This window comes from Kitasatospora sp. NPDC056531, assembly GCF_042794375.1.
GTDB lineage: Bacteria > Actinomycetota > Actinomycetes > Streptomycetales > Streptomycetaceae > Kitasatospora.
Genome location: NZ_JBHTTU010000030.1, coordinates 67,380 through 89,056, shown reverse-complemented (window position 1 = coordinate 89,056; position 21,677 = coordinate 67,380). Strand labels below are relative to the sequence as shown.

The following is a 21,677-nucleotide window of genomic DNA, read 5'->3' as shown; positions in this document are numbered from 1 at the left end:
TATATTGGCTCGGAGCCAACGAACGTTCGGAGCAGACACGATGGCACCTCGCGGGGATTCGGTCAATGAGGAGATGCGGCAACGCTCCCGCCGACGCATCATGCGGGCCACCGTCGAGCTGGTTGACCAGCGTGGTTACGCGGGCACCACGCTGACCGACATCGCCGAGCGGGCCGGGCTCGCCCGCGGCCTGCTCTCGTACTACTTCGACGGCAAACGGCTGCTGATGCAGTCCGCTACGCACCGGATGATGCACCAGACGCTGTCCGGCGCACTGGCCGAACTGCCGCCGGACGCCTCGCCCGAGGCCCGGCTGGCCCGCGCCATCGACGCCGTCCTCGCGCTCGCGCTGGACCACCCGCGGGTGATGCGTTCGCACCTGGCACTGATCCTCGACCCGGACACCGGCGCCTTCGTGCAGGACCCGGAGCAGCAGCAACTCGGTGCCATCCTCCAGGGCCTGCTGCACGACTGGGGCGCGCCGGACCCGGCGGCCGAGCACGCGGTGCTGCGCAGCGCGCTGATGGGCGGCTGCATCGGCGTGCTGCTGCCGGGCGCGGAGATCCCGCTGGCGCCGATCCGGGCCGACCTGTTCCGCCGCTATGACCTGCCCTGGGAGCTGGGCTGCCCGCCGCAGGCGCTGCCACCGGAACGCGAACGGCCGCCGGCCCGCGGCTGACGGCGGATGGGCGGCTGGGCGGTCACTCGGCTGACGACCTGCGGTGGGGCCCGAGCGGCCCCGCCGGGCAGGAACTCAGCGTTCCTTCAGGATCGAGGCCAGCAGGTCTATGGTGCGCTCGGGCGTGAGGCTGTCCACGCAGAGCCGCTCCATGACCTGGATGTAGGCGTCGACGTCGTCCCGCTTGTCCAGGTAGAGCGCGCTGGTGAGCTGCTCCAGGTAAACCACGTCCGCGAGGTCCTGCTCCGGGAAGCGCAGGATGGTGAACGCGCCGGACTCACCGGCGTGCGCGCCGAAGCGGAACGGCATGACCTGGATCACCACGTTGGCCTGCTCGGCGACGTCGATCAGGTACTGCACCTGACCGCGCATCACCTTGGGCCCGCCGACCGGCCGGCGCAGCGCAGCCTCGTCGATCACCGCCCACAGCCGCGGGTTGGCGCCCTCGGTCAGCAGCTTCTGGCGGCGCAAGCGGAGGCTGACCCGCCGCTCGACCTCCTCCTCGCTGATGACCGGCCGGCTCTGGCCGAAAACCGCCCGCGCGTACTCCTCGGACTGCAGCAGTCCGGGGATGAACTGCACCTCGTAGGTGCGGATCAGCTGGGCGGCCTCCTCCAGTCCCACGTAGGTCTGGAACCAGCCCGGCAGCACGTCGTTGAAGCTGTGCCACCAGCCGGACTTGTTGGCCTCGCGGACCAGCCCGAGCAGGGCCTCCCGCTCCAGGCCGTCGTCCACGCCGTACAGACTGAGCAGGTCGGCGACGTCGCGCTCCTTGAAGCTGACGCGGCCGAGCTCCATGCGACTGATCTTGGACTCGGAGGCGCGGATCGCGTAGCCCGCGTCCTCACGGGTGATGCCGCGCGCCTCGCGCAAGCGGCGCAGCTGGGAGCCGAGGAGGATCCGGCGGACCATCGAGCCGCCGCCCGGCTGAACTGTGGTCATGCGGTCGAAACCTCCACCTAGGGCAAACAGCGCACAGTCTGCCATCAGTTGAGCGCTCACGGTGCCGATACTGACGGATGTTCCTATCAGTTCTGCACTCCGCACACCAGGATGCACGTGCATCCGGCGCTTGCATATGCCAATAGTGCGACTGCACGTGAATCGACTCTTGCATCTGCAGTGAGCGCACACCACCATGGTGCACGTGCACCTGCACATCCCTGGCAATCCCGCGGGCTCCGCGTCGACCCCACGCGCGACTCCGTGCACCGACCCGGCGGCGTCCCCCGCGTCATCGGGCGTTCGAGTGCGCGCGCGCCTGGTCGAGGGGGCGGCCGAGCGGCCGAGCGAGTCGGAGGTGACCGGCATGACCCCGGCGGGTCCAGCCGTGTCCGCCCCCTTATGGGAGGAGCTCTTCATGAGCACCGGTACGGCTTTGGCGGTTGACCCCCATGTGGTCACCTGTACGCTCGCTCCTCGCTTCGAAGCCGTGAGAACCGCGCGCGACTTCGCCCGGACCGCTCTTCAGCGCTGGGGCCTGATGGAGCTGTTCGACGATGTCGCGCTGGTGGCCTCGGAACTCGTGACCAACGCGCTCCGGCATGCGATCGGTGCAGGGCCCGACCCGTCGGGCGGCCGCCCGGGCGAGTACGACTTTCCCGTACAGCCGACCCTGGAGGGGCGGCTGCCGATCCGAATAAGCCTGGTGCACCGCGCACCCCAGGTGGTCTGCGCGGTGAGCGATCCGAGCAGCATCGGACCGATCGCCCGGGAGGCGGACTTCGTCGCCGAATCCGGCCGGGGGCTGCACCTGGTGGAGTCGTTCAGCCGCTCCTGGGGCTGGCACCCTCTGGGCAGCGGCAAGGTGGTCTGGGCCATGTTCGAGGCGGAGCCGGCCCAGGGCGGCGGACTCGACGGACGTGTCGAAATCGGTGGACGGCACCGGCGCTCGGCCTAGCGCCGTGCGGCGCGCGGCCGGCTCGGGGACGACCCGGGAGGACCACGCCCCGGGCCCTTCCGCCGGCCCCTCGGGCCCTTCGACACCGGACCGCCTCCGCCTCCGCCTCCGCCTCCGGCACCCCACGCCGGGCACTCCGACCCGTGCGCCACGCGCCCGGACCTGCGCGTCACAGGCCCCGGCCCGCGCACTGGAGACCCTGGCCCGCGCGTTACAGGCCCCGGCCAGGCACGACCCGGCCCGGCCCCACCCGCGGGAGCGCCCGCGGGGAAAAGACAAAGGCCGTCGTGGTGTCAGCACCCACGACGGCCCCCCGATGGTGAAGCGGCGACCGGTCAGACCGCCAGGTGGTCGAACTCCCCGTCCTTGGCCCCCAGCAGCAAGGCGGCGATCTCGGCCCGGGTGTAGATGAGCGCCGGACCGTCCGGGAAGCGCGAGTTGCGCATCGCCACGTCGCCGCCGGGCAGGGCCGCGAACTCGACGCAGTTGCCCTGGGAGTTGCTGTGTCGGCTCTTCTGCCAGACCACCCCCCTGAGGTCGGCGGCGGCCATCCCGTTGTAGGCGTGGTTCGAGCCGTGCGTGTCCTGCGAGTCGTGCATAGAAGTCTCCCGAAGAGCTCCGGAGTTGTCGTCCAGCGCGGCGCCCCGGCACCGTCGAAGGAGCGGACCGGCCCCGTACCGGTCCGGCACAACGCCTCACTTGACGCGATGATAGCCGCAGTGCACGTGCATCAGCACGGGACATTGCAGGTGCACGAGGCCTTTTGCCGGCGGCCTCGAACTCTTCACGGACCCTTCTCCTGACGGTACGTAAACGGACATAGCCGACTGAATCGACGAGATCTCGATAACCGGCCGTGAGCGGCCCCCCGCTGAATGTTGATCTTCGAACGCCGGGAGTCGCACCGCCGTGACCCTCCGTCAGGCCGCCCTTCGACTGTGAGACATCTCACGCGCCACAGGTGCAACGCGACGCCCCACGGGACACGTCGAGGCAACTACGTGCGTCCGCGCCGGGGTTGGGTGAGGAATGTCCGGATTGTAGGCAAACCGCCCGGACCGGGACGGCGGAGACACGACCCTCGCACCGCGACCACCCGAAACCCGTACGGCAGCCGACTGCAGCCCTGACGGGCTGATGTCCTACGATCTCCGGCATGAGCACCGCAGCCATCCCGGGCGCGCCACTGCCCGTCCGCACTCCAGGCTCCCGTGCGCGGGGGCGCCATCGCCGTCCCGAGCGCCCCGAGATCCGCACCGGCTCGCCGGCCCTGGTGCTCGCCGTACCCGCGACCGCCGGGCCCGAGTCCCGCTCGGTCGTCGAGGAACTGCTCTCGATCGTCCGCAGCGAGCACGCCGGCGTCCAGGCCGCGGTCGGCTACCTCCCGACCGGCGACGCCGAGGGCGAGGGCGGGGAGGACCGCACCGTCGCCGAGCTGCTGGCCGAGGCCGCCGAGGCCGGCCTGGCGGCGCCCGTCGTGGTGCCGCTGGTGCCCGGGCCGCACGACTTCCTGACCGGGCTTCACGCCCTCGCCGCCGAGTACGGCGCGACCGTCACCGACACACTGGGCCCGCACCCGCTGTTGGCCGAGGCCGTGCACGTGCGGCTGTCCGAGGCCGGGCTGGCCCGGGCCGACCGGGCCCGGCTGTTCGCCATCGCGACCGCCGCGGACGGCGTGGTCCTGACCACCGTCGGCGGCGAGGACGCGGCCGCCGCGGCCGGCATCACCGGCGTGCTGCTGGCCGCCCGACTGGCCGTCCCGGTCGTCGCCGCGGCACTCGACGTCCCCGGCTCGGTGGCCGACGCCGTCAACCACCTCAAGGAGACCGGCTCCCAGCGCCCCGCGCTGGCCCCGCTGGTGATCGGGCCCGAGGCGGACTCGGAGCTGCTCGCCACGGCCGCCGAGGAGACCGGCTGCCCGTCGGCCGCGCCGCTGGGCGCCTACCCGGCCGTCGGTCAGCTGATCGCCTCCACCTACCTGGCCGCACTGCCGACGCCGACGCCGGAGGAGCTGGCCCGGGCCGAGGCGGAGGCCGCGGCCGCCGCCGGGGCCCAGGAGGGCTCCCGCGGCGCCCACGCGGCCGCCCAGGGGTCCGTGGAGGCCTAGCGGGCGGCCCGCGACCGCCGTCACACACTCCCCGCCGTACCCAAGGGCCCGGAACGACTGCGTTCCGGGCCCTTCGGCTTGCACCGGCCTGCCCTGCGGCCCGCCCTTTCCGCCGCTCCTCCACCCGCCCTCGTTCATTTTCTTCGGCTCGCCCCGCAGCTTGTCCAGGTACGGGAATTACAGGAGCTTCGGGAGTTACAGAAGCATAACGGCCAATAGGCCGCTATGTCCGTTTTGTCGCTTTTGAGCGTAAATGCCGGGCGCGCATTCCGGCGCTCGATTCACGACTACTCCCCTGTTGCGCCCGACGCGCCATCGCACACTTCTACACTCCGTCACTTCACTTCTGAAGCGGAGACAATTGCGGGAATCCACAGCAGCGTTGCTGAAAAACGATCATTTACGATCATGATCCGTGTCCAATTTGACAGTTTCCACTAAACCGTGATGCGCGTCACAGATATTTGCAGTTTGAACTTAAGTCCGCTTAACGTGCTCCCCAGTTCGTAACCACACGGACCCAGTTCATCCGCAACGCCGAGTCCTGCCGTCGGATGTCCTGGCAGCGCGAAAACGCACCACGGCAGGAGCGGGGGAACCACAGGTAAGTCGCCCCGGGCCGCTCCTCGGAACGGTCCAGGGCTAGGGGTGAAGCCGCGTCCACAGCGCGGCCGGGCAACTCCAGCCCGAATCCGACAGCTCACCTCGCAGGCGTGGGAGAGGACCGCGTCTTCATGCTGCCCACCAACGGCGCCCGCCCGTCCGGCCGTACCCGTCGCGTGATCGCCGCCATCGGCGTCGCGAGTGTCGGTCTCACCATCCCGTGCCTCACCACCGGCACCGCCAACGCCGCCCCCGTCGCCACCTGGGACAAGGTCGCCCAGTGCGAGAGCAGCGGCAACTGGAGCATCAACACCGGCAACGGCTTCTACGGCGGCCTGCAGTTCACCTCCAGCACCTGGGCCGCCTTCGGCGGTACCGCGTACGCCCCGGAGGCCAACCAGGCCACCAAGGACCAGCAGATCGCCATCGCCGAGAAGGTCCTCGCCTCGCAGGGCCCGGGCGCCTGGCCCGTCTGCTCGGTCCAGGCCGGCCTGACCAAGGGTGGCGCCCCGGCCGCCGTCGACACTTCCGCCGGCACGGCCGCCAAGCCCGCCGCCAAGCCCGCGCAGAGCCAGGCCCCGGCCGCGAAGCCCGCCAAGCCGGCCGCGCCCGCCCAGGAGCAGGCGCAGTCCTCCACCGACTACACCGTCGTCGAGGGCGACTGGCTGTCCTCGATCGCCTCGAAGAACAACGTCCAGGGCGGCTGGCAGCACCTGTACGACCTCAACCGCGCCACCCTGACCGAGGGCCCGGACACCATCTACCCCGGCCAGCACCTGACCTTCGGCGACGGCGACAAGGCCCAGGCCGACAAGTCCTCCTCGTCCACCTCCGGCTCGAACTTCGGCTGGTTCAACCGCTCCCAGAAGGCCGGCCAGGCCGCGAACGGCGGTGCCGTGAACGCCAAGCCGATCGCCCAGACCCAGGCCTCGAAGCCGGCCTCGAAGCCCGCTGCCAAGCCGGTCGCCAAGCCGGTCGCCCAGGCCGCCACCGGCAGCATGGCCGCCGCGGTGTCCTTCGCCGAGTCCAAGGTCGGCCAGGCCTACGTCTACGGCGGCACCGGCAACGGCGGCTGGGACTGCTCCGGCCTGACCCAGGCCGCGCTGCGCGCCGCGGGCATCAACATCCCGCGCGTCGCCGCCGACCAGGCCGCCGCCAGCACCCACGTCTCGCTGGACAGCCTGCAGCCGGGCGACCTGCTGTTCTGGTCGAACAACGGCCAGAACTCCGGCGTGTACCACGTCGCGATCTACATCGGCGGCGGCAAGTACATCGAGGCGGCCAACCCGAGCTCGGGCGTGCGCGAGCAGACCATCGCCAACTGGGCCCCGGACTTCGCCGGCCGGGTCTGAGCAACGGCCCACGGGCCCAGACGCCCACAACCCACGGGCCCGCAGCCCACGGGCCCACAGCTGACGGACAACAGCGAACAGCTGACAGGTAACAGATTTCAGATAACAGAATTCAACATCTGTCAGCCGTCATCCGAACGCTGACCACCCGCCACCCCCGGGGAGAGTCTGGTCGCTCCTCCCCGGGGTTTCGGCGTATTCGCATGGTGAAACCCCGCCCCGACGGGCATGCTGCTGCTCTGCACCCGAGGAGGAATCAGCATGGCCCAGGTCACCATCACGCTCGACGCGAACCTCGCGATAGACGCGATGCTGCTCTCCGGCACCAAAAGCCCGCAGGACGCGGTCGAACTGATCCTGCGCGACTACCTGGCCCGCGGCCGCCGCACCGAGACCAGGACCGGCGACGCGGCCGACGGCCACCGGCTCACCGCCGACCGCCCGGCCGTCCAGGAGGGCTGACCGGACCGCACGGTCGAGCAGACGCACGCCGACGGGCCCCGGAGAGCAACCGCCCTCCGGGGCCCGTCAGTTGAGTACCACCACCCGGTACCAGGGGTCAGCGTGCGCAGGCCCCGGTGGACCCGCGCATCACCAGCTCCGGCTGGAACATGAACTCCCCGCGCTGGGCGGCGTTCCCGCCGACCTCCTCCAGCAGCGCGTCCACCGCCGCCGTGGCCATCGCCTCGACCGGCTGGCGGATCGTGGTCAACGGCGGCTCGGTGAAGGCGATCAGCGGCGAGTCGTCGAAGCCGACCACCGACACGTCCTGCGGCACCGACAGCCCGCGCTGCCGCACCGCCCGGATCGCCCCGAGCGCCATCATGTCGCTCCCGCAGACGATCGCCGTGCAGCCCTTGTCGAGCAGCGCGCCGGCCGCCGCGTGCCCGCCCTCCACGCTGAACAGCGTGTGGTGGACGAGTTCCTCCGCCTCCTCCTGGCTGCGCCCGAGCACCTCGCGCATCGCGGCCGTGAAGCCCTCGATCTTGCGCAGCACCGGCACGTACCGCCGCTGCCCGACCGCCAGCCCGATCCGCTCGTGCCCGAGTTCGGCCAGGTGCTGGACGGCCATCCACATCGCGGCCCGGTCGTCCGGCGAGATGAACGGCGCGTCGATCCGCTCGCTGTAGCCGTTGATCAGCACGAACGGCACCCCGCGCCCGGCCAGCCGGGCGTAGCGGTCGTGGTCGGCCGTGCTGTCGGCGTGCAGCCCGGAGACGAAGACGATGCCCGCCACGCCCCGGTCGACCAGCATCTCGACCAGTTCGTCCTCGGTGGACCCGCCCGGCGTCTGGGTGCACAGCACCGGCGTGTAGCCGTGCCGGCTGAGCACCTGCTCGATCACCTGCGCCAGCGCGGGGAAGATCGGGTTGCTCAGCTCCGGCGTGATCAGCCCGATCAGCCCGGCGCTGCGCTGGCGCAGCCGGGTCGGCCGCTCGTAGCCGAGCACGTCGAGCGCCGCCAGCACGGTCTGCCGGGTCGCGGCGGAGACGTTCGCCTTGCCGTTGAGTACGCGGGAGACGGTGGCTTCGCTGACCCCCGCCTGCGCCGCGATGTCTGAGAGTCGCGCCGTAGTCACGGGCCCAGAGCCTATTGCACCCACGTCAGACCGCCCACCAGCCGGTGCTGTCCGGAGCGAGCACCGTCTCGCCACCGTCCACCACGAGTTCGGTCGAGCCGAGCAGCAGTCGACCGGGCGCCGCTATCCGCACCGGCTCACCGGTGGTGTTCACGGTGCAGACGAAGGAGCCGCGGCGGAAGGCCAGGGTGCCTTCGGGGGCGTCCAGCCACTCGACCTCGGTACCCGCGCCCAGGTCGGGCTGCGCACGGCGGACGGCCAGCGCGCTGCGGTACAGCTCCAGGGTGGAGGTCGGGTCGCCGGTCTGCGCCTCGACGCTGAGCGCGGCCCACTCGGCCGGCTGCGGCAGCCAGGACGGCCCGCCCGCCACCGGTCCGAAGCCGTACGGGGCCTCGGTGCCGGACCACGGGATCGGGACGCGGCAGCCGTCGCGGTAGCCGTCCTGGCCGGCCTGGCGGAAGAAGGACGGGTCCTGGCGGACCTCGTCCGGCAGGTCCGTGACGTCCGGCAGGCCGAGCTCCTCGCCCTGGTAGACGTAAGCGGAGCCGGGCAGCGCGAGCATCAGCAGCGTGGCGGCACGGGCCCTGCGCAGACCCAGCGAACGGTCACCGGGGGTGCGGATCTGGGTACCCAGGCCCGGCTCGTTGGCGAAGCGGGTGGCGTGCCGGGTGACGTCGTGGTTGGACAGCACCCAGGTGGTGGGGGCGTCGACCGGGCGCATCGAGTCGAGCGACAGGTCGATCACCTCGCGCAGCGCGGTGGCGTCCCAATCGGTGCCCAGGTACTGGAAGTTGAAGGCCTGGTGCAGCTCGTCGGGGCGGACGTAGTTGGCGGTGCGCTGGACGGTCGGGGTCCAGGCCTCGGCGACGCCGATCCGCTGGCCCGGGTACTCGTCGAGGATCTTGCGCCAGCTGCGGTAGATCTCGTGCACGCCGTCCTGGTCGAAGAACGGCATGACGTCGTTGCCGAGCAGCTTGAGCTGGTCGGCGCCGCCGAGGTCGGGCAGGCCGGGGGCCTTGACCAGGCCGTGGGCGACGTCGATGCGGAAGCCGTCCACGCCCATGTCGAGCCAGAACCGCAGGATCGAGCGGAACTCGTCGGCGACGGCCGGGTTCTCCCAGTTGAAGTCGGGCTGCTCCGGGGCGAACAGGTGCAGGTACCAGTCGCCGGCGGTGCCGTCCGGGTTCTCGGTGCGGGTCCAGGCCGGGCCGCCGAAGATGGACTCCCAGTCGTTGGGCGGCAGTTCGCCGTTCTCGCCCTTGCCGGGGCGGAAGTGGTAGCGGTCGCGCAGCGGGGACGCGGGGCCCTCGCGCAGGGCGCGCTGGAACCACTCGTGCTGGTCCGAGGAGTGGTTGGGCACGAGGTCGACGATGATCCGCAGCCCCAGCCCGTGGGCCTCCCGGATCAGGGCGTCGGCGTCCAGCAGGGTGCCGAACATCGGGTCCACCGCGCGGTAGTCGGCGACGTCGTAGCCCGCGTCCGCCTGCGGCGAGGCGTAGAACGGGGAGAGCCAGACGGCGTCCACGCCGAGGTCGCGCAGGTACGGCAGGCGGCTGCGGATGCCCGGCAGGTCGCCCATGCCGTCGCCGTTGGAGTCGGCGAAGCTGCGCGGGTACACCTGGTAGATGACCGCGTCCCGCCACCAGCCTCTGGACGCGCTGACGTTCGCCTCGTGAGCGGTGTCGGCGGCAGGCCGGGAGGTGTCGGCCAGGTTCTGGGTCATGGACGGTATCCCTTGGGGACTAGAGGAGCGGGGAGCGCTGTGTCTTCGAGGAGCGCAAGGGCCTCGCGAAGTGCCGGGACTTCGTGGAGCGTTACGACTTGGAGGCACCGGCGGTCAGGCCGGTGACCAGGTGGCGCTGCACCAGGTAGAAGAAGGCCGCGGACGGGATCGCGATCAGCACCGCGGTCGCGGCCATCAGGTTCCACTGGGCGTCGTGCTCGCTGACGAAGCTCTGCAGGCCGACGGCCAGCGTGTACTTGTCGGAGCTGAGCATGAAGGTGGAGGCGAACGGCACCTCGGCCCAGTAGGTGAGGAAGGAGTAGAAGGCCGCGACCGCCAGGCCCGGGCGGGCGAGCGGCAGCACCAGCCGCCAGAAGGTGCCGAAGGGGCTGAGCCCGTCGACCCGGCCGGCCTCGTCGATCTCCACCGGGATGGTGTCGAAGTAGCCCTTCAGCAGCCAGGCGCAGTACGGCACGGTGGTGGTCGAGTAGACCAGGATCAGGCCGGCGTAGCTGTCCAGCAGGTCGAGCGCGGAGAGCATGGTGTACATCGGCACGATCAGCACCGCGATCGGGAACATCTGGGTGACCAGCAGCGACCACATCAGCGGCTTGTGCCCGGGGAACTTCATCCGGGACACGGCGTACCCGGCGGTGGCGGCGAGCATGACGCCGAACACGGTGGTGATACCGGCGACCAGCAAGGAGTTGCCGAACCAGGTGAAGAAGTCGGTGTCGCCCAGCACCTGCTGGTAGTTCGACAGCGTGAGCTTGCCGAAGATGTCGCCGGGGTGGAGGTAGTCGTTCTTGTCCGGCCCGAGCGAGACGAACAGGATCCACGCGACCGGGAACAGCGCGATCAGTCCGGCCAGGATCAGGACGCCGTGGGACAGCGCCTTGGCCAGCGGGCTGCTCTCGCCGCGCGGCCGGAACTTCGCCGGCCGGGCGGTCGGGGCCGCGGTCGCCGCGGCGGCGGGGCGTTCGGTGGTGGTGCTCATCGGGTTACCTGCCTTCGTGGGTCAACTGGGTCCGGGGCCTCAGCCGTTGGCCTGCTCGTTGCGGGCGAGCCAGCGCCGGTAGAAGGCGGTGAAGACGATCAGGATGGACAGCAGGATCACGCCGTACGCGGCGGACCCGGCATAGTCGCGGGGGATCTGGCCGAAGCCGAGGCGGTAGGCCCAGGTGACCAGCAGCTGGGCGTCCGGGGCGCCGGAGCCGAAGAGCAGGAAGATGACGTTGAACTGGTTGAAGGTCCAGATCACGCCGAGCAGCACGACGGTGGAGGAGACGGTCCGCAGCCCGGGCATGGTGACGTAACGGAACTGCTGCCAGCGGGTGGCGCCGTCCATCTCGGCGGCCTCGTACAGCTCGGCCGGGATCGACTGCAGGCCGCCGAGCAGCGAGATCATCATGAACGGCACGCCGGCCCAGGTGTTCACCAGGATCGCGGCCACCTTCTGCGCCCACGGGTCGGTGAGCCAGCCGGGCTCGGGCAGGTGGAGGGCGGAGAGCGCGGTGTTGACGACGCCGCCGTCGGAGAGCATCAGACGCCAGGAGAAGACGGTGACGAAGGTCGGCACCGCCCAGGGCAGGATGAGCAGCATCCGGTAGACGGCGCGCCCGCGCAGCTTCTTGTTGAGCAGCAGGGCGAGGCCGAGACCGAGGGTGTAGTGCAGGAAGACGCAGACGACCGTCCAGGCGATGGTCCAGACGAAGTGCGACCAGAAGCGGTCGTACGAGCCGGGGCCCCACAGGATGTCGGCGTAGTTGTGGAAGCCGACGAAGTTGTAGCTGGCCGGGATCTCGTTGACGCCGATCTTGCGGGCGACGTTGAGGCTGTTGGCGTCGGTGAGGGTGAGCCAGATGCCTTGGACGAGCGGGTAGAGCACCAGCACGCCGAGCACCAGCACGACCGGGGCGATCATCGCGTAGGCGTACCAGTGCTTGGCGTAGGAGCGCTTGAGGCGTTCCAGCAGGCCCGGACGCTGATCGCGCTCCCGGCTGCCCTTGCCGGTGGCGCCCTGCACGGCGACTGACATCGTTTGCACCTTCTCGGGAGGTTCTCGGGGGAGCCGACGGCCCGGCCTGCCGTACGGTCGGCAGGCCGGGCGCGGGGACTACTTGGCGAAGCCCGGCAGGAGCTTGGCGTAGTCGGTGGCGACGGTGTTCAGTGCGTCCTGGGTGCTGGTGCCCTGGAGGGACTTGCCCAGGTTCTCGCCGAGCGAGGCGAACAGCGAGCTGTACTCGGGCAGTTCGGGGCGCGGCTTGGCGCTGCTCAGGATGCTCTGGAAGCCGGCGATGCCCGGGTCGGCCTTGACGTCGGCGGTGAAGGCGTCGGAGCGGGTCGGCAGGGTGGAGTTCTTCTGCGCGATGAAGGCCTGGCTCTCGGCCGAGGTCATGAAGGCGGCGAACTTCTCGGCGGCGGCCTTGTGGGCCTTGTCCGCACCGGCGTAGACGGAGATGTTGTGGCCGCCGGTGGGGGCGCCGGCCTTGCCGCTGGAGCCGGCCGGGACGGCGGCGATGCCGAGGTTGTTCTTGTCGGCGAAGGCGGAGCCCTTGTAGATGTTGGTGATCTCCCAGGGGCCCTGGATGATCGCCGCGACCTTGCCGCTGTTGAAGGCGTCCATCATGTGCGCGTAGGCGTCGGTGGTGACGTCGGCCTTGGCCATGCCGGGAGCGGTGAACATCGACTTGTAGGTCTCGACGGCCTTGACGGCCTCCGGCGACGTGACGGTGATCTTCTTGCCGGCAGCGTCGACGGTGTCGGTGCCCTCGCCGAACAGGAACGGCATCGCGTAGTAGCCGTCCGCGGCCTTCAGCCAGAAGCCGTCCACGCCGGCCTTGTCCTTGACGGCGGCGGCGTCGGCCTTGAGCTCGTCCCAGGTCTTCGGCGCCTCGGTGATGCCGGCCTTGGTGAACAGCTCCTTGTTGTAGAGCAGGCCCAGGGTGTCGGTCACCAGCGGCACGCCGTACAGCTTGCCGTCGTACTTGGCCTGCTGGATCAGGCTGGGCTGGAAGGTGGAGGTGTCACCGGCGGCCGGGGTGCCGTCCAGCGGCTCCAGGAAGCCGGCCTTGGCGAAGGCGGCGGTCCAGCCGACCTCGGAGCGGAACACGTCCGGCGCGCCCTTGGCCCCCATGGCGGTCTGCAGCTTGTTCTGCGCCTGGTCGAACGGCACGTTGACGAAGTTGACCTTGATGTTCGGGTTGGCGGCCTCGAACTTCTTGGCCAGCTCCTGGTAGTTCGGAGCCTCGTTGGTGGCGTTGGACGTGTCCCAGTACGTGATGGTGACGGGGCCGTCGGCCTTGCCGTCCGAACCGGAGCCGCCATTGCTGCCACAGGCAGCCATCGAGACCGCGAGGGCCACAACGAGGGCAGAGGCCGCGATGCCACGCCGCATGAGAACTCCTTGGGAGGGTGGGGGTGCCCGAGATGTTCGGAGACAGGCGCATAATGGCTGCCTCGTGCCGACCGCACCTTTGCTGCCGACGGGCTCGGGAAGGAAGTTAACAGCGGCGCAAGAGGGACGGAAAGTCCTTGCAGCAAGTTTCTGCAAGAAACGCCGATCGTTACATCTATGTGTCCTGGACGTGGCCGCACGGTAGTCGACAGTGCGAAGCAATGTCAGAGTTCGTCCGTTTCGCCCCGCTACGGCCTGGCCGACGGAACCACCGTGCGTGGCCGAAGGGCGCTTGCAGCAGACTGGACGCATGCGCATCAGAGCCGTCACCGAGGACGAACTGCCACTGCTGAGCGAGCTGGAACGCGCCGCCGGAGCCCCCTTCGCCGCGATCGGGATGCCGGAGGTCGCCGAGGACGAGCCCCCGGCCCCGGAGGAGCTGGCGCACTACCTGGAACACGGCGTCGCCCTCGCCGCACAGGCCCCCGACGGGACGATCGCCGGCTACCTGCTGGCCGAGCCGGTGGACGGCGCCCTGCACATCGAACAGGTGTCGGTCCACCCCGACCACGCCCGCCGCGGCATCGGCCGGGCCCTGATCGACCACCTCGCCGGGCGCGGGGGCGCCGACACCCCCGCGCTCACCCTGACCACCTTCGCGGACGTCCCCTGGAACGCCCCCTACTACGCCCGCTGCGGCTTCCGCCCGCTGGCCGACGCGGAGCTGACCCCGGGCCTGCGCGAGATCCGCCGCAAGGAGGCCGAGCACGGCCTGGACCGCTGGCCCCGGCTCTGCATGCGCCGGGACCTGAGCCGCGGCCGGAACGCCTAGTTGGTCCCCAGCCGCAGCACCGTGGTCGAGCGGAACTCCTCCCCCGGCCGCAGCACGGTGCTCGGGAAGGCCGGGTGGTGCGGGGAGTCCGGGAAGTGCTGGGTCTCCAGCGCGATCCCGGCGAACGGCCCGTACGGGACCCCGCTCGCGCCGGTGACCGCGCCCTGGAACTTGTTCGCCGTGTAGACCTGGATGCCCGGCTCGGTGGTCAGCACCTCCAGGGTGCGGCCGCTGACCGGGTCCTCCAGCAACGCGGCCCGCGCCGGGCCGCCGTCCGCCGGCCGGGCCCGCAGCACCCAGTTGTGGTCGTAGCCGCCGGGCCCGGCCAGCTGCGGGTGCTCGTCGTGCACCGACTTGCCGATCGGCGTGGCCACGGTGAAGTCGAAGGGCGTGCCGGACACCGGCTCGGTCCGCCCGTACGGGATCTGCCGCTCGTCGGCCGGGGTGTACTCGTCGGCGTCCAGGGTGAGCAGGTGGCCCAGGACGTCGCCGTTGCCCTCACCCGCGAGGTTGACGTAGGCGTGGTTGGTCAGGTTGACGACCGTCGGCTTGCTGGTCACCGCGTGGTACGCGATCACCAGCTCGCCGCCCGTCCGCGGGGTGCTGGACAGCGTGTAGGAGACGGTGACGTCCAGCGCGCCCGGGAAGCCCTGGTCGCCGTCCGGACTGTGCAGCCGCAGCCGCACCCCGCCCTCGATCGGCTCGGCCGCCCACATCCGCTGGGCGAAGCCGTCCGGCCCGCCGTGGATGGTGAGCCCGCCGCCGGTCGGGGCGAGCGGGTGCTCCTCGCCGTCGATGGTGACCTCGGAGCGGTCGATCCGGTTGGCGTACCGGCCCACCACCGTGCCGTAGTGCCGGGCCGGGCCCAGGATCTGCGCCAACTGATCGGTGGAAAGGAGCAGTTGGGCGCTACGGCCGGTGCGGTCCGGCGCGCTCAGGGTGTGCAGGGTGGCGCCGAGGGTGAGCACGCTCGCCTCGTACGGGCCGGCGGTGAGCGTCCAGCGCTGGATCGCGGCGCCCGCACCCGAGGGGTCGAGGGGTTCATGCCGCACGCCGGTGGCCTCGCTCGCCATGCCTGCTCCTCACTGGCGACGGCGCCGCCGCCTCCGCCCGGTTCCGGGTCCGTCCATCCGTCAGGAGGCGCTGCCGCAGCCCCCGTGGTGCCCGCCAGCCTAGCGAGGAGGGCGGCTACGGGGGCGCTCCCACACCTCCGCGCGCCGCCCGGGCGTCACGTCCGCCGCCCTCGCCCGGGCCGCCGCTACTCCCCTTGCTCCTCGTGCGGCTGGGCCGACATCCCGAGCGCCGAGGCGAGGCCGTCCGGCCCGCTGCCCGCCTTGCGGTAGACCGCGGCCAGCCGCCGGTTGACCAGGCTCAGCTGCACCCCCAGCTCATCGGCGATCCGCTGCGGCGGCACGCCCCGCGCGGCGCGCTTGGCGACCTCCCACTCGGGCCCGCTGAGCGTCTCCCGGAAGTCGCGCTTCTCCAGCCGGTTGGGCCGCAGGCCGTAGTTGGCCAGCTCCCGCCGGGCCTGGTCGACCAGCTTCTCCGCCGAGCAGTGCTGAGCCAGCTCGATGCCCTGGTACAGGTACTCCTGGGCGTCCTCCAGTCGGCCGACCCGGCGCAGCGCGGCACCCAGGTCGACCATCGCGACGGCGTGCTCGTACCCGGCCGGGGACTGCCCGAGGTGCTCGACGGCCTGCTCCAGTAGCTCGACCGCCTGCTCGCCGTTCTCGACCTGCGCCTGCAACCGCAGCGCGCTGCCGATCGCCGAGGCGGTGCCGAAGGCGCGCGCGTCCCGGACGGCCTTCTGGGCGTAGCCGCGGGCGCGCTCGGGCTCGTCGTCCGCGATCGCGACGGCCAGGTGCCCGGCCCAGGGCGCCCAGACGGTGTTGTGCCAGCCGCGGATCTCCAGCTGGGCGCCGGCCTCGGTGAGTGCGGCGGCCGCGCCCGCGTGGCGCTTCATGGCGATCAGCAGCTTGCCGTACAGCGAGGCCGCGTCCGGCAGCACCATGGCGGTGGCGTGGTACGGCGGGTGGAAGCCGAAGTCGTTGGCCAGTGTCCAGGCCTCGTCGACCCGGCCGCGGGCGATCAGGGTGTCCACCAGCACGCCCACCGCGTCCCAGGCCAGCGGCAGCTTCTCCCCGACCCGCTCGGAGATGCGGTACGCCCGGCGCAGGAAGTCCTCGGCCTCGGCGAGCAGGCCGCGGCGGAAGCGGGCCAGACCCATCAGGAAGTACGCGAAGCCCCGGTGGGCGCCGCTCCAACCGGCCACCTCGAACTGGATGATGGCATCCGCGAACAGCCGCTCGGCCTGGGCGATGCGGTCGTTGTAGATGTAGGTGAGTCCGAGCATCGAGGGCAGTTCGAAGCCCCAGGTGGTGTCGGTCCAGCCGAGGCCCTTGGGCAGCCGGCCGCCGTCGAGGACCTCGTCGGCGAGCGCGAGCGCGTCGGCGGAGGGGGCACCGCGCAGGGTCAGGTCCCAGGCGCGCATGGCGAGCACCGCCCGGTCGGCGGCCTCACGGCTGGGCAGGCTCCGGCACATCTCGCCCAGCCGGGCGGAGCGGCCGGGGCCGTCCTCCTCGGACTTGCGGAAGGCGTGCCACATGAACGAGGCGGCCTGGAGCCGCTGCCGCCCGGCCGGCTCGACGGTCTGCTCGGCCTCCTCCTGACAGACCAGCGCGGCCTTGCCCAGCTCGCCGCTGTGGGCGAGCACCTCCGAGAGCCGGAAGGTGGCGTCCACCCGCAGTTCGGGGCGCAGCGGCCCCTCGTCGGGGTCGAGGGCGAGCTTGAGCTGGTTGACGGTGGCGACCGGGTCGGTGAGCAGTGCGGAGCAGCCGAGTTCGTACAGCACCTCGGCCTTGATGTCGTCGGCGGGCGGCTCGTTGAGCGCGCGGAGCAGGCAGCGCTGGGCGGCCTCGGGGGCACCGATCAGCTGGTGTTCGACGGCCGCGCGGCGCAGCTTCTTGACGATACGGTCGTCGCCCTCGCCGGAGTGGGTCTCGACCAGGTGACGGGAGGCGGCGAGCAGGCCGAGTCCGGCGTTCTCGATCTCGGCGGCGGCGATGCCGTGCATGCCGAGGCGAGTGGCCTCCGGCATGGTGTTGTAGATGGAGCTGGCGATCAGCGGGTGGACGAACTCCAGGTTCCCGTTGGGGGCCTGGGTGAGCACGCGTTGCTTGCGCAGCTGCTTGATGGAGTCACGGGCGCCCTCGGTGCTCTGGGTGGAGATCCGGGTGGCGAGGTCGATCCGGATGTCGGTGCCCAGCATGGCGCAGGCCCAGGCGAAGCGCAGGGTGCTGGCGCCGAGCCGGTCCAGCCAGCTCTTGAGGGTCATCCCGGTGGCGTCGACGGCGAGTTCGCGCAGCTGCCGGGAGTTCTCCTCGACCGGTTCGAGCTCCTGCTCACGGACCTGGTCGAGCAGGCGACCGGCCTCGAAGGGGTTGCCGTTGACGACGTTCCAGAACTCGTAGCAGAAGGCGTCCTCGGCCCTGTCGCCGAGTTCGGCGCGGATCATGTCGGTGACGGAGCTCAGGGTGAGCCGGTTGAGCTCGTGCTTGCGGGCCTTGAGTCCGAGGACGTCCCGGCGGAGGTCCTGGGTCTCGTTGGGCCAGTCGTTCTCGTCCTCGCGGAAGGCGAAGACGAGCAGGACGGGCAGTTCGCTGGAGCGGACGGCGAACTTGGCGAGCCAGGAGAGGGATTCGGCGTCGGACCAGTGCAGGTCGTCGACGATCATGACCATCGGTGCGCGGCGCGGTGCGAGCTGGGTCAGCACGTAGTCGAGGCCGTCGCGCACGCCCTGCGGGTCGAGGCGGCGGGCTCCCTCCTTGGGCTGCTTGAGGCCCATGGCCGGTCCGACGACCTCCTCCCAGGTGCCCATGACCTGGCGGAACTCGTCCGGGCTCAGATCGCTGAGCACGGGCTGGAGCAGCTGGCGCAGCACGTGGTACGGCTCCTTGAACTGCCGTTCGCCGCCTCGGGCGAACAGCACGGAGGCACCTTCACGGAGCTTGGCGATCCGTCGGACCTCGTGCAGCAGACTGGTCTTGCCGATGCCGGGGCGGCCGGAGAAGGTGAGCAGGTCGCCGATCTCGGTGCCGCCCGCTGCGAACTCGCGGCAGAGCCGGTCGATGGCCGCCTCCACCGAACGCACTTCGGCGTCGCGGTCGCGCAGCCTGATCCGGGGTGCGGCGCTGTCGCCGTCCCCGCCGGAACCGGTTCCCGTCCGAAATTCGTTGTCCTGCTCGGTCACCGTCGCGCCTCCGCCTCACCCGCCAACGGCGCGGCTCGGCCACTGTTCGTGGGAGCCGCTCCATCACTGTTCGTGGAGCCGAGGTTAGCGCCGCGTGCGGCTCGCTGTGCGGCATTCGCCCAGGCTGGGGCGGACGGTGAGGATTCGGGCGGCTTGCCAAGGGCAATTGCCCTATATCTCTAACGTCCGATCATTACATCAGATACCCTACGGCCCTCGAGGCGCAGATGATCTTGCATGGCGACCCTCACCGCTCGCGCCTCGCCGCGTCAACTCCCCCCACGGCCAATGATCGAACCACAAGCGCCCCCACCCTCCGCTGCACCGGGAGTCCGATGTCTGACGACAACTCACTTCAGATTCCGTTCCCGTACCGCCGCAGTCCGCACGGTCCGTACGCCACCAAGCTGCACCGCGACTGGCTGATCCGCCACCCACTGCTGCCCGACGCCGACCATCCCGGCTACGCGCACTGGGAGGTGGTCGACCTCGCCGCGCTCGGCTACCCGGACGCCGGACCGGACGAACTCGCCCTGGCGGCGGACCTGATGGGCTTCTACTTCCTCTTCGACGACCAGTTCGACGGCCCGCTCGGCCGCCGCCCCACCGAGGTCGCCCCGATCTGCGAACGCCTGATCGCCGTCCTGCACGGCGCCCGCCCCGACCCGGACTCCGCGGTCGAGACCGCCTTCGCCGACCTGTGGAGCCGTAGCGTGCGCGGCATGCCCGCCCGCTGGCAGGCCCGCGCGGCCTACAACTGGGAGTACTACTTCGCCAGTCACCCGGCCGAGGCGGCGGGCCGGATCTCCGCCCGGCCGCCGGACCGGGACGGCTACCTCGAACTCAGACGCGGCACCGCGGCGATGGAGACCATCTTCGACATGGTCGAGCGGCTCGGCCCGTTCGAGGTCCCCGCCGCCGTCCTGCACCACCCGGTGCTGCGTCAACTCCGCCAGCTGGCGGCCGACATACCCTCGCTCAGCAACGACGTGCGCTCCTTCCCGCTTGAGGCGCCGCGCGGGGACGTCAACAACCTGGTCATGATCGTCCAGCGCGAGCGCCACTGCTCGGCCGAGGAGGCCTGCTCGGCGGTCATGGCGGAGGCGCAGCTGATGGTCGATCGCTGCGCCGATCTGCACGAGCGACTGGCGGACGTCTACCGGGAGTTGGGCCTGTCCCGGATAGAGTGCGCGATCGCCCAGCGATACGCGGACGGGCTGCTCACCTGGTTGGCCGGCTACCTGAGCTGGGAGGCCCGCACCGGCCGGTACCACGCGGTCTGAGGCGCGTCGGGGGCGTGCGCGCCGTCGAACGCGCCCTCCCCGCACCCGGGGCGGGAACGTCCGGACCGCGCACCGTCCGTACGAGCCGTCGCACGGACCGTAGCCGCACCGCGCGCTCGACGGCTATCGTGCTCGACGGCGGGCGCCCCCGGCGGGGCGCCGGCCCGACTGCGTGTCCGCACCCTCCCGCCGGACCGCCCGCCGACCGGGTGGTCCGGCGGGGCGACCCCCAACCCAGCGAGGAAGAGGGTGAACGAAAGCACGAAGAAAAAAAAAGAAGAGCACGATACCCCCCCCCCCCCCCGCGCCGCCCACGGCCCGATCGGGCCGGGCGGCGCCCGACGTCGCGAGGAGACACAGAGCATGACGGTCTACCAGCCCCCCGGCGCGCCCGGCAGCATCGTCGCCTACCGCTCCCGGTACGAGCACTGGATCAACGGCGGATGGACGCCCCCGGCGCGCGGCGAGTACTTCGGCGACCCGACCCCGGTCACCGGCGAGGTGTTCACCGAGGTGGCCCGCGGCACCGCCGAGGACATCGAGGTCGCCCTCGACGCGGCCCACGCCGCCGCCCCGGCCTGGGGCCGTACCTCCGCCGCCGAGCGGGCGCAGGTGCTGCTGCGGATCGCCGACCGGATGGAGGCCAACCTCGAGCAGCTGGCCGTCGCGGAGAGCTGGGAGAACGGCAAGCCGGTGCGCGAGACGCTGGCCGCCGACCTCCCGCTCGCCGTCGACCACCTGCGCTACTTCGCCGGTGCACTGCGGGCCCAGGAGGGCAGCCTCTCCCAGCTGGACGAGGACACCGTGGCGTACCACTTCCACGAGCCGCTGGGCGTGGTCGGCCAGATCATCCCGTGGAACTTCCCGATCCTGATGGCGATCTGGAAGCTGGCCCCGGCGCTGGCGGCCGGCAACGCGGTGGTGCTCAAGCCCGCCGAGCAGACCCCGGCCTCGGTGCTGCTGCTGGCCGAGCTGACCGCCGACCTGCTGCCGCCCGGCGTGGTCAACATCGTCACCGGCTTCGGCGAGGAGGCCGGCGCCCCGCTCGCCGCCAGCAAGCGGGTGCGCAAGCTCGCCTTCACCGGCGAGACCAGCACCGGCCGGCTGATCTCCCGCTCCGCTGCCGACAACCTGATCCCGGTCACCCTGGAGCTCGGCGGCAAGAGCCCCAACCTGTTCTTCGCGGACGTCGCCGCCGCCGACGACGCCTTCTACGACAAGGCCGTCGAGGGCTTCGCGATGTTCGCCCTCAACCAGGGCGAGGTCTGCACCTGCCCCAGCCGCGCGCTGATCGAAGCCCCGGTCTACGAGCGACTGCTCGGCGACGGCCTGGAGCGGGTGCGTGCGATGCGCCAGGGCAACCCGCTGGACACCGACACCCAGATCGGCGCGCAAGCCAGCGCCGAACAGCTGAAGAAGATCCTCTCGTACTTCGAGATCGGCCAGGCCGAGGGCGCCAAGGTCCTGGTCGGCGGCGAGCGCGCCGACCTCGGCGGCTCGCTGGCCGGCGGGTACTACGTGACGCCGACGGTCTTCGAGGGCGTCAACAGCATGCGGGTCTTCCAGGAGGAGATCTTCGGCCCGGTCGTCTCGGTCACCCGCTTCGACGGCTTCGACGAGGCCGTGGCGCTCGCCAACGACACCCAGTACGGGCTCGGCGCGGGCGTGTGGACCCGCAACATCAACACCGCCCACCGGGCCGGACGCGCCATCCAGGCGGGCCGGGTCTGGACGAACTGCTACCACGCCTACCCCGCGCACGCGGCCTTCGGCGGATACAAGAACTCCGGCATCGGCCGGGAGAACCACAAGGCGCTGCTGGAGCACTACCAGCAGACCAAGAACCTGCTGGTCAGCTACTCCCCCGACGCGGTCGGCTTCTTCTAGGCCGGGCCCGTCTGACAAGAGTGGAGGGGGGGGGGGGGGCTCCGGGCTCCCCCTCCCCCCCCCCCCCCCCGCAGACGCTCCTGCGG

Annotated in this window: 17 protein-coding genes and 1 riboswitch; of the genes, 8 read left to right on the top strand and 9 right to left on the bottom strand. The window is 71.2% G+C overall.

What is annotated here, in order from left to right:
* The first annotated feature begins 73 nt into the window (after positions 1-73).
* The gene (locus ACFQ87_RS24190) at positions 74-679 is read left to right on the top strand and encodes a TetR/AcrR family transcriptional regulator (protein WP_380612872.1); all 606 of its coding nucleotides are present in this window, start codon (positions 74-76) and stop codon (positions 677-679) included.
* A 75-nt stretch (positions 680-754) separates the two neighbouring features.
* Here the strand turns inward: ACFQ87_RS24190 and ACFQ87_RS24185 are convergent, their stop codons facing one another.
* Complete coding sequence (locus ACFQ87_RS24185) at positions 755-1,621, bottom strand: helix-turn-helix transcriptional regulator (RefSeq protein WP_355676238.1); 867 nt, start codon at positions 1,619-1,621, stop codon at positions 755-757.
* A gap of 418 nt (positions 1,622-2,039) precedes the next feature.
* Between ACFQ87_RS24185 and ACFQ87_RS24180 the strand changes: the two genes are divergently transcribed.
* Positions 2,040-2,579 carry an ATP-binding protein gene (locus tag ACFQ87_RS24180; protein WP_380612871.1) on the top strand — a complete coding sequence of 180 codons (540 nt, stop codon included), beginning with the start codon at positions 2,040-2,042 and terminating at the stop codon, positions 2,577-2,579.
* Between the two features lie 335 nt (positions 2,580-2,914).
* Here the strand turns inward: ACFQ87_RS24180 and ACFQ87_RS24175 are convergent, their stop codons facing one another.
* Entirely contained in the window at positions 2,915-3,178 is a 264-nt protein-coding gene (locus tag ACFQ87_RS24175; RefSeq protein WP_380612870.1) for a DUF397 domain-containing protein, read from the bottom strand.
* A 557-nt stretch (positions 3,179-3,735) separates the two neighbouring features.
* On the opposite strand from ACFQ87_RS24175, the gene ACFQ87_RS24170 reads away from it, so the two are divergent.
* The 3 genes from ACFQ87_RS24170 (at position 3,736) to ACFQ87_RS24160 (ending at position 7,103) form a co-directional block, all read left to right on the top strand.
* Positions 3,736-4,686, top strand: a complete 951-nt coding sequence (locus ACFQ87_RS24170; RefSeq protein ID WP_380612869.1) for a hypothetical protein — start codon at positions 3,736-3,738, stop codon at positions 4,684-4,686.
* 525 nt (positions 4,687-5,211) lie between these two features.
* Positions 5,212-5,413, top strand: a riboswitch (cyclic di-AMP (ydaO/yuaA leader).
* On the top strand, positions 5,400-6,641 hold the full coding sequence (locus ACFQ87_RS24165) for a transglycosylase family protein (protein WP_380612868.1): 1,242 nt from the start codon (positions 5,400-5,402) through the stop codon (positions 6,639-6,641). It overlaps the preceding riboswitch by 14 nt.
* A gap of 261 nt (positions 6,642-6,902) precedes the next feature.
* Positions 6,903-7,103 (top strand): hypothetical protein, encoded by a 201-nt coding sequence (locus ACFQ87_RS24160; RefSeq protein ID WP_380612867.1) that lies wholly within the window; start codon positions 6,903-6,905, stop codon positions 7,101-7,103.
* 97 nt (positions 7,104-7,200) lie between these two features.
* Here the strand turns inward: ACFQ87_RS24160 and ACFQ87_RS24155 are convergent, their stop codons facing one another.
* From ACFQ87_RS24155 to ACFQ87_RS24135, 5 genes are all read right to left on the bottom strand, one after another.
* Positions 7,201-8,220: a LacI family DNA-binding transcriptional regulator gene (locus ACFQ87_RS24155; RefSeq protein WP_380612866.1), complete on the bottom strand. Its 1,020-nt coding sequence runs from the start codon at positions 8,218-8,220 to the stop codon at positions 7,201-7,203.
* Positions 8,221-8,245: 25 nt separating this feature from the next.
* Positions 8,246-9,943: a glycoside hydrolase family 13 protein gene (locus ACFQ87_RS24150; RefSeq protein WP_380612865.1), complete on the bottom strand. Its 1,698-nt coding sequence runs from the start codon at positions 9,941-9,943 to the stop codon at positions 8,246-8,248.
* A 91-nt stretch (positions 9,944-10,034) separates the two neighbouring features.
* On the bottom strand, positions 10,035-10,940 hold the full coding sequence (locus ACFQ87_RS24145) for a sugar ABC transporter permease (protein WP_380612864.1): 906 nt from the start codon (positions 10,938-10,940) through the stop codon (positions 10,035-10,037).
* Positions 10,941-10,979: 39 nt separating this feature from the next.
* Positions 10,980-11,981, bottom strand: a complete 1,002-nt coding sequence (locus tag ACFQ87_RS24140; RefSeq protein WP_380612863.1) for a carbohydrate ABC transporter permease — start codon at positions 11,979-11,981, stop codon at positions 10,980-10,982.
* 78 nt (positions 11,982-12,059) lie between these two features.
* A complete protein-coding gene (locus tag ACFQ87_RS24135; protein WP_380612862.1) occupies positions 12,060-13,340 on the bottom strand; it encodes an extracellular solute-binding protein in 1,281 nt (426 codons plus the stop codon).
* Between the two features lie 310 nt (positions 13,341-13,650).
* On the opposite strand from ACFQ87_RS24135, the gene ACFQ87_RS24130 reads away from it, so the two are divergent.
* On the top strand, positions 13,651-14,172 hold the full coding sequence (locus tag ACFQ87_RS24130) for a GNAT family N-acetyltransferase (RefSeq protein ID WP_380612861.1): 522 nt from the start codon (positions 13,651-13,653) through the stop codon (positions 14,170-14,172).
* Here the strand turns inward: ACFQ87_RS24130 and ACFQ87_RS24125 are convergent.
* Positions 14,169-15,245: an aldose epimerase family protein gene (locus tag ACFQ87_RS24125; RefSeq protein WP_380612860.1), complete on the bottom strand. Its 1,077-nt coding sequence runs from the start codon at positions 15,243-15,245 to the stop codon at positions 14,169-14,171. The genes ACFQ87_RS24130 and ACFQ87_RS24125 overlap by 4 nt on opposite strands.
* 185 nt (positions 15,246-15,430) lie before the next feature.
* On the bottom strand, positions 15,431-18,421 hold the full coding sequence (locus tag ACFQ87_RS24120; protein WP_380612859.1) for an ATP-binding protein: 2,991 nt from the start codon (positions 18,419-18,421) through the stop codon (positions 15,431-15,433).
* A 335-nt stretch (positions 18,422-18,756) separates the two neighbouring features.
* Here ACFQ87_RS24120 and ACFQ87_RS24115 point away from each other — a divergent pair, with 335 nt between their 5' ends.
* Complete coding sequence (locus ACFQ87_RS24115; protein WP_380612858.1) at positions 18,757-19,704, top strand: terpene cyclase; 948 nt, start codon at positions 18,757-18,759, stop codon at positions 19,702-19,704.
* Between the two features lie 363 nt (positions 19,705-20,067).
* Entirely contained in the window at positions 20,068-21,591 is a 1,524-nt protein-coding gene (locus ACFQ87_RS24110; protein ID WP_380612857.1) for an aldehyde dehydrogenase family protein, read from the top strand.
* The last annotated feature ends 86 nt before the right edge of the window (positions 21,592-21,677 follow it).

Coding starts and splice junctions, on each gene's coding strand:
- ACFQ87_RS24170 (WP_380612869.1), top strand. CDS start 3,736: ATGAGCACCGCAGCCATCCCGGGCGCGCCACTGCCCGTCCGCACTCCA.
- ACFQ87_RS24185 (WP_355676238.1), bottom strand. CDS start 1,621: ATGACCACAGTTCAGCCGGGCGGCGGCTCGATGGTCCGCCGGATCCTC.
- ACFQ87_RS24150 (WP_380612865.1), bottom strand. CDS start 9,943: ATGACCCAGAACCTGGCCGACACCTCCCGGCCTGCCGCCGACACCGCT.
- ACFQ87_RS24145 (WP_380612864.1), bottom strand. CDS start 10,940: ATGAGCACCACCACCGAACGCCCCGCCGCCGCGGCGACCGCGGCCCCG.
- ACFQ87_RS24130 (WP_380612861.1), top strand. CDS start 13,651: ATGCGCATCAGAGCCGTCACCGAGGACGAACTGCCACTGCTGAGCGAG.
- ACFQ87_RS24160 (WP_380612867.1), top strand. CDS start 6,903: ATGGCCCAGGTCACCATCACGCTCGACGCGAACCTCGCGATAGACGCG.
- ACFQ87_RS24125 (WP_380612860.1), bottom strand. CDS start 15,245: ATGGCGAGCGAGGCCACCGGCGTGCGGCATGAACCCCTCGACCCCTCG.
- ACFQ87_RS24190 (WP_380612872.1), top strand. CDS start 74: ATGCGGCAACGCTCCCGCCGACGCATCATGCGGGCCACCGTCGAGCTG.
- ACFQ87_RS24175 (WP_380612870.1), bottom strand. CDS start 3,178: ATGCACGACTCGCAGGACACGCACGGCTCGAACCACGCCTACAACGGG.
- ACFQ87_RS24135 (WP_380612862.1), bottom strand. CDS start 13,340: ATGCGGCGTGGCATCGCGGCCTCTGCCCTCGTTGTGGCCCTCGCGGTC.
- ACFQ87_RS24180 (WP_380612871.1), top strand. CDS start 2,040: ATGAGCACCGGTACGGCTTTGGCGGTTGACCCCCATGTGGTCACCTGT.
- ACFQ87_RS24110 (WP_380612857.1), top strand. CDS start 20,068: ATGACGGTCTACCAGCCCCCCGGCGCGCCCGGCAGCATCGTCGCCTAC.
- ACFQ87_RS24115 (WP_380612858.1), top strand. CDS start 18,757: ATGTCTGACGACAACTCACTTCAGATTCCGTTCCCGTACCGCCGCAGT.
- ACFQ87_RS24140 (WP_380612863.1), bottom strand. CDS start 11,981: ATGTCAGTCGCCGTGCAGGGCGCCACCGGCAAGGGCAGCCGGGAGCGC.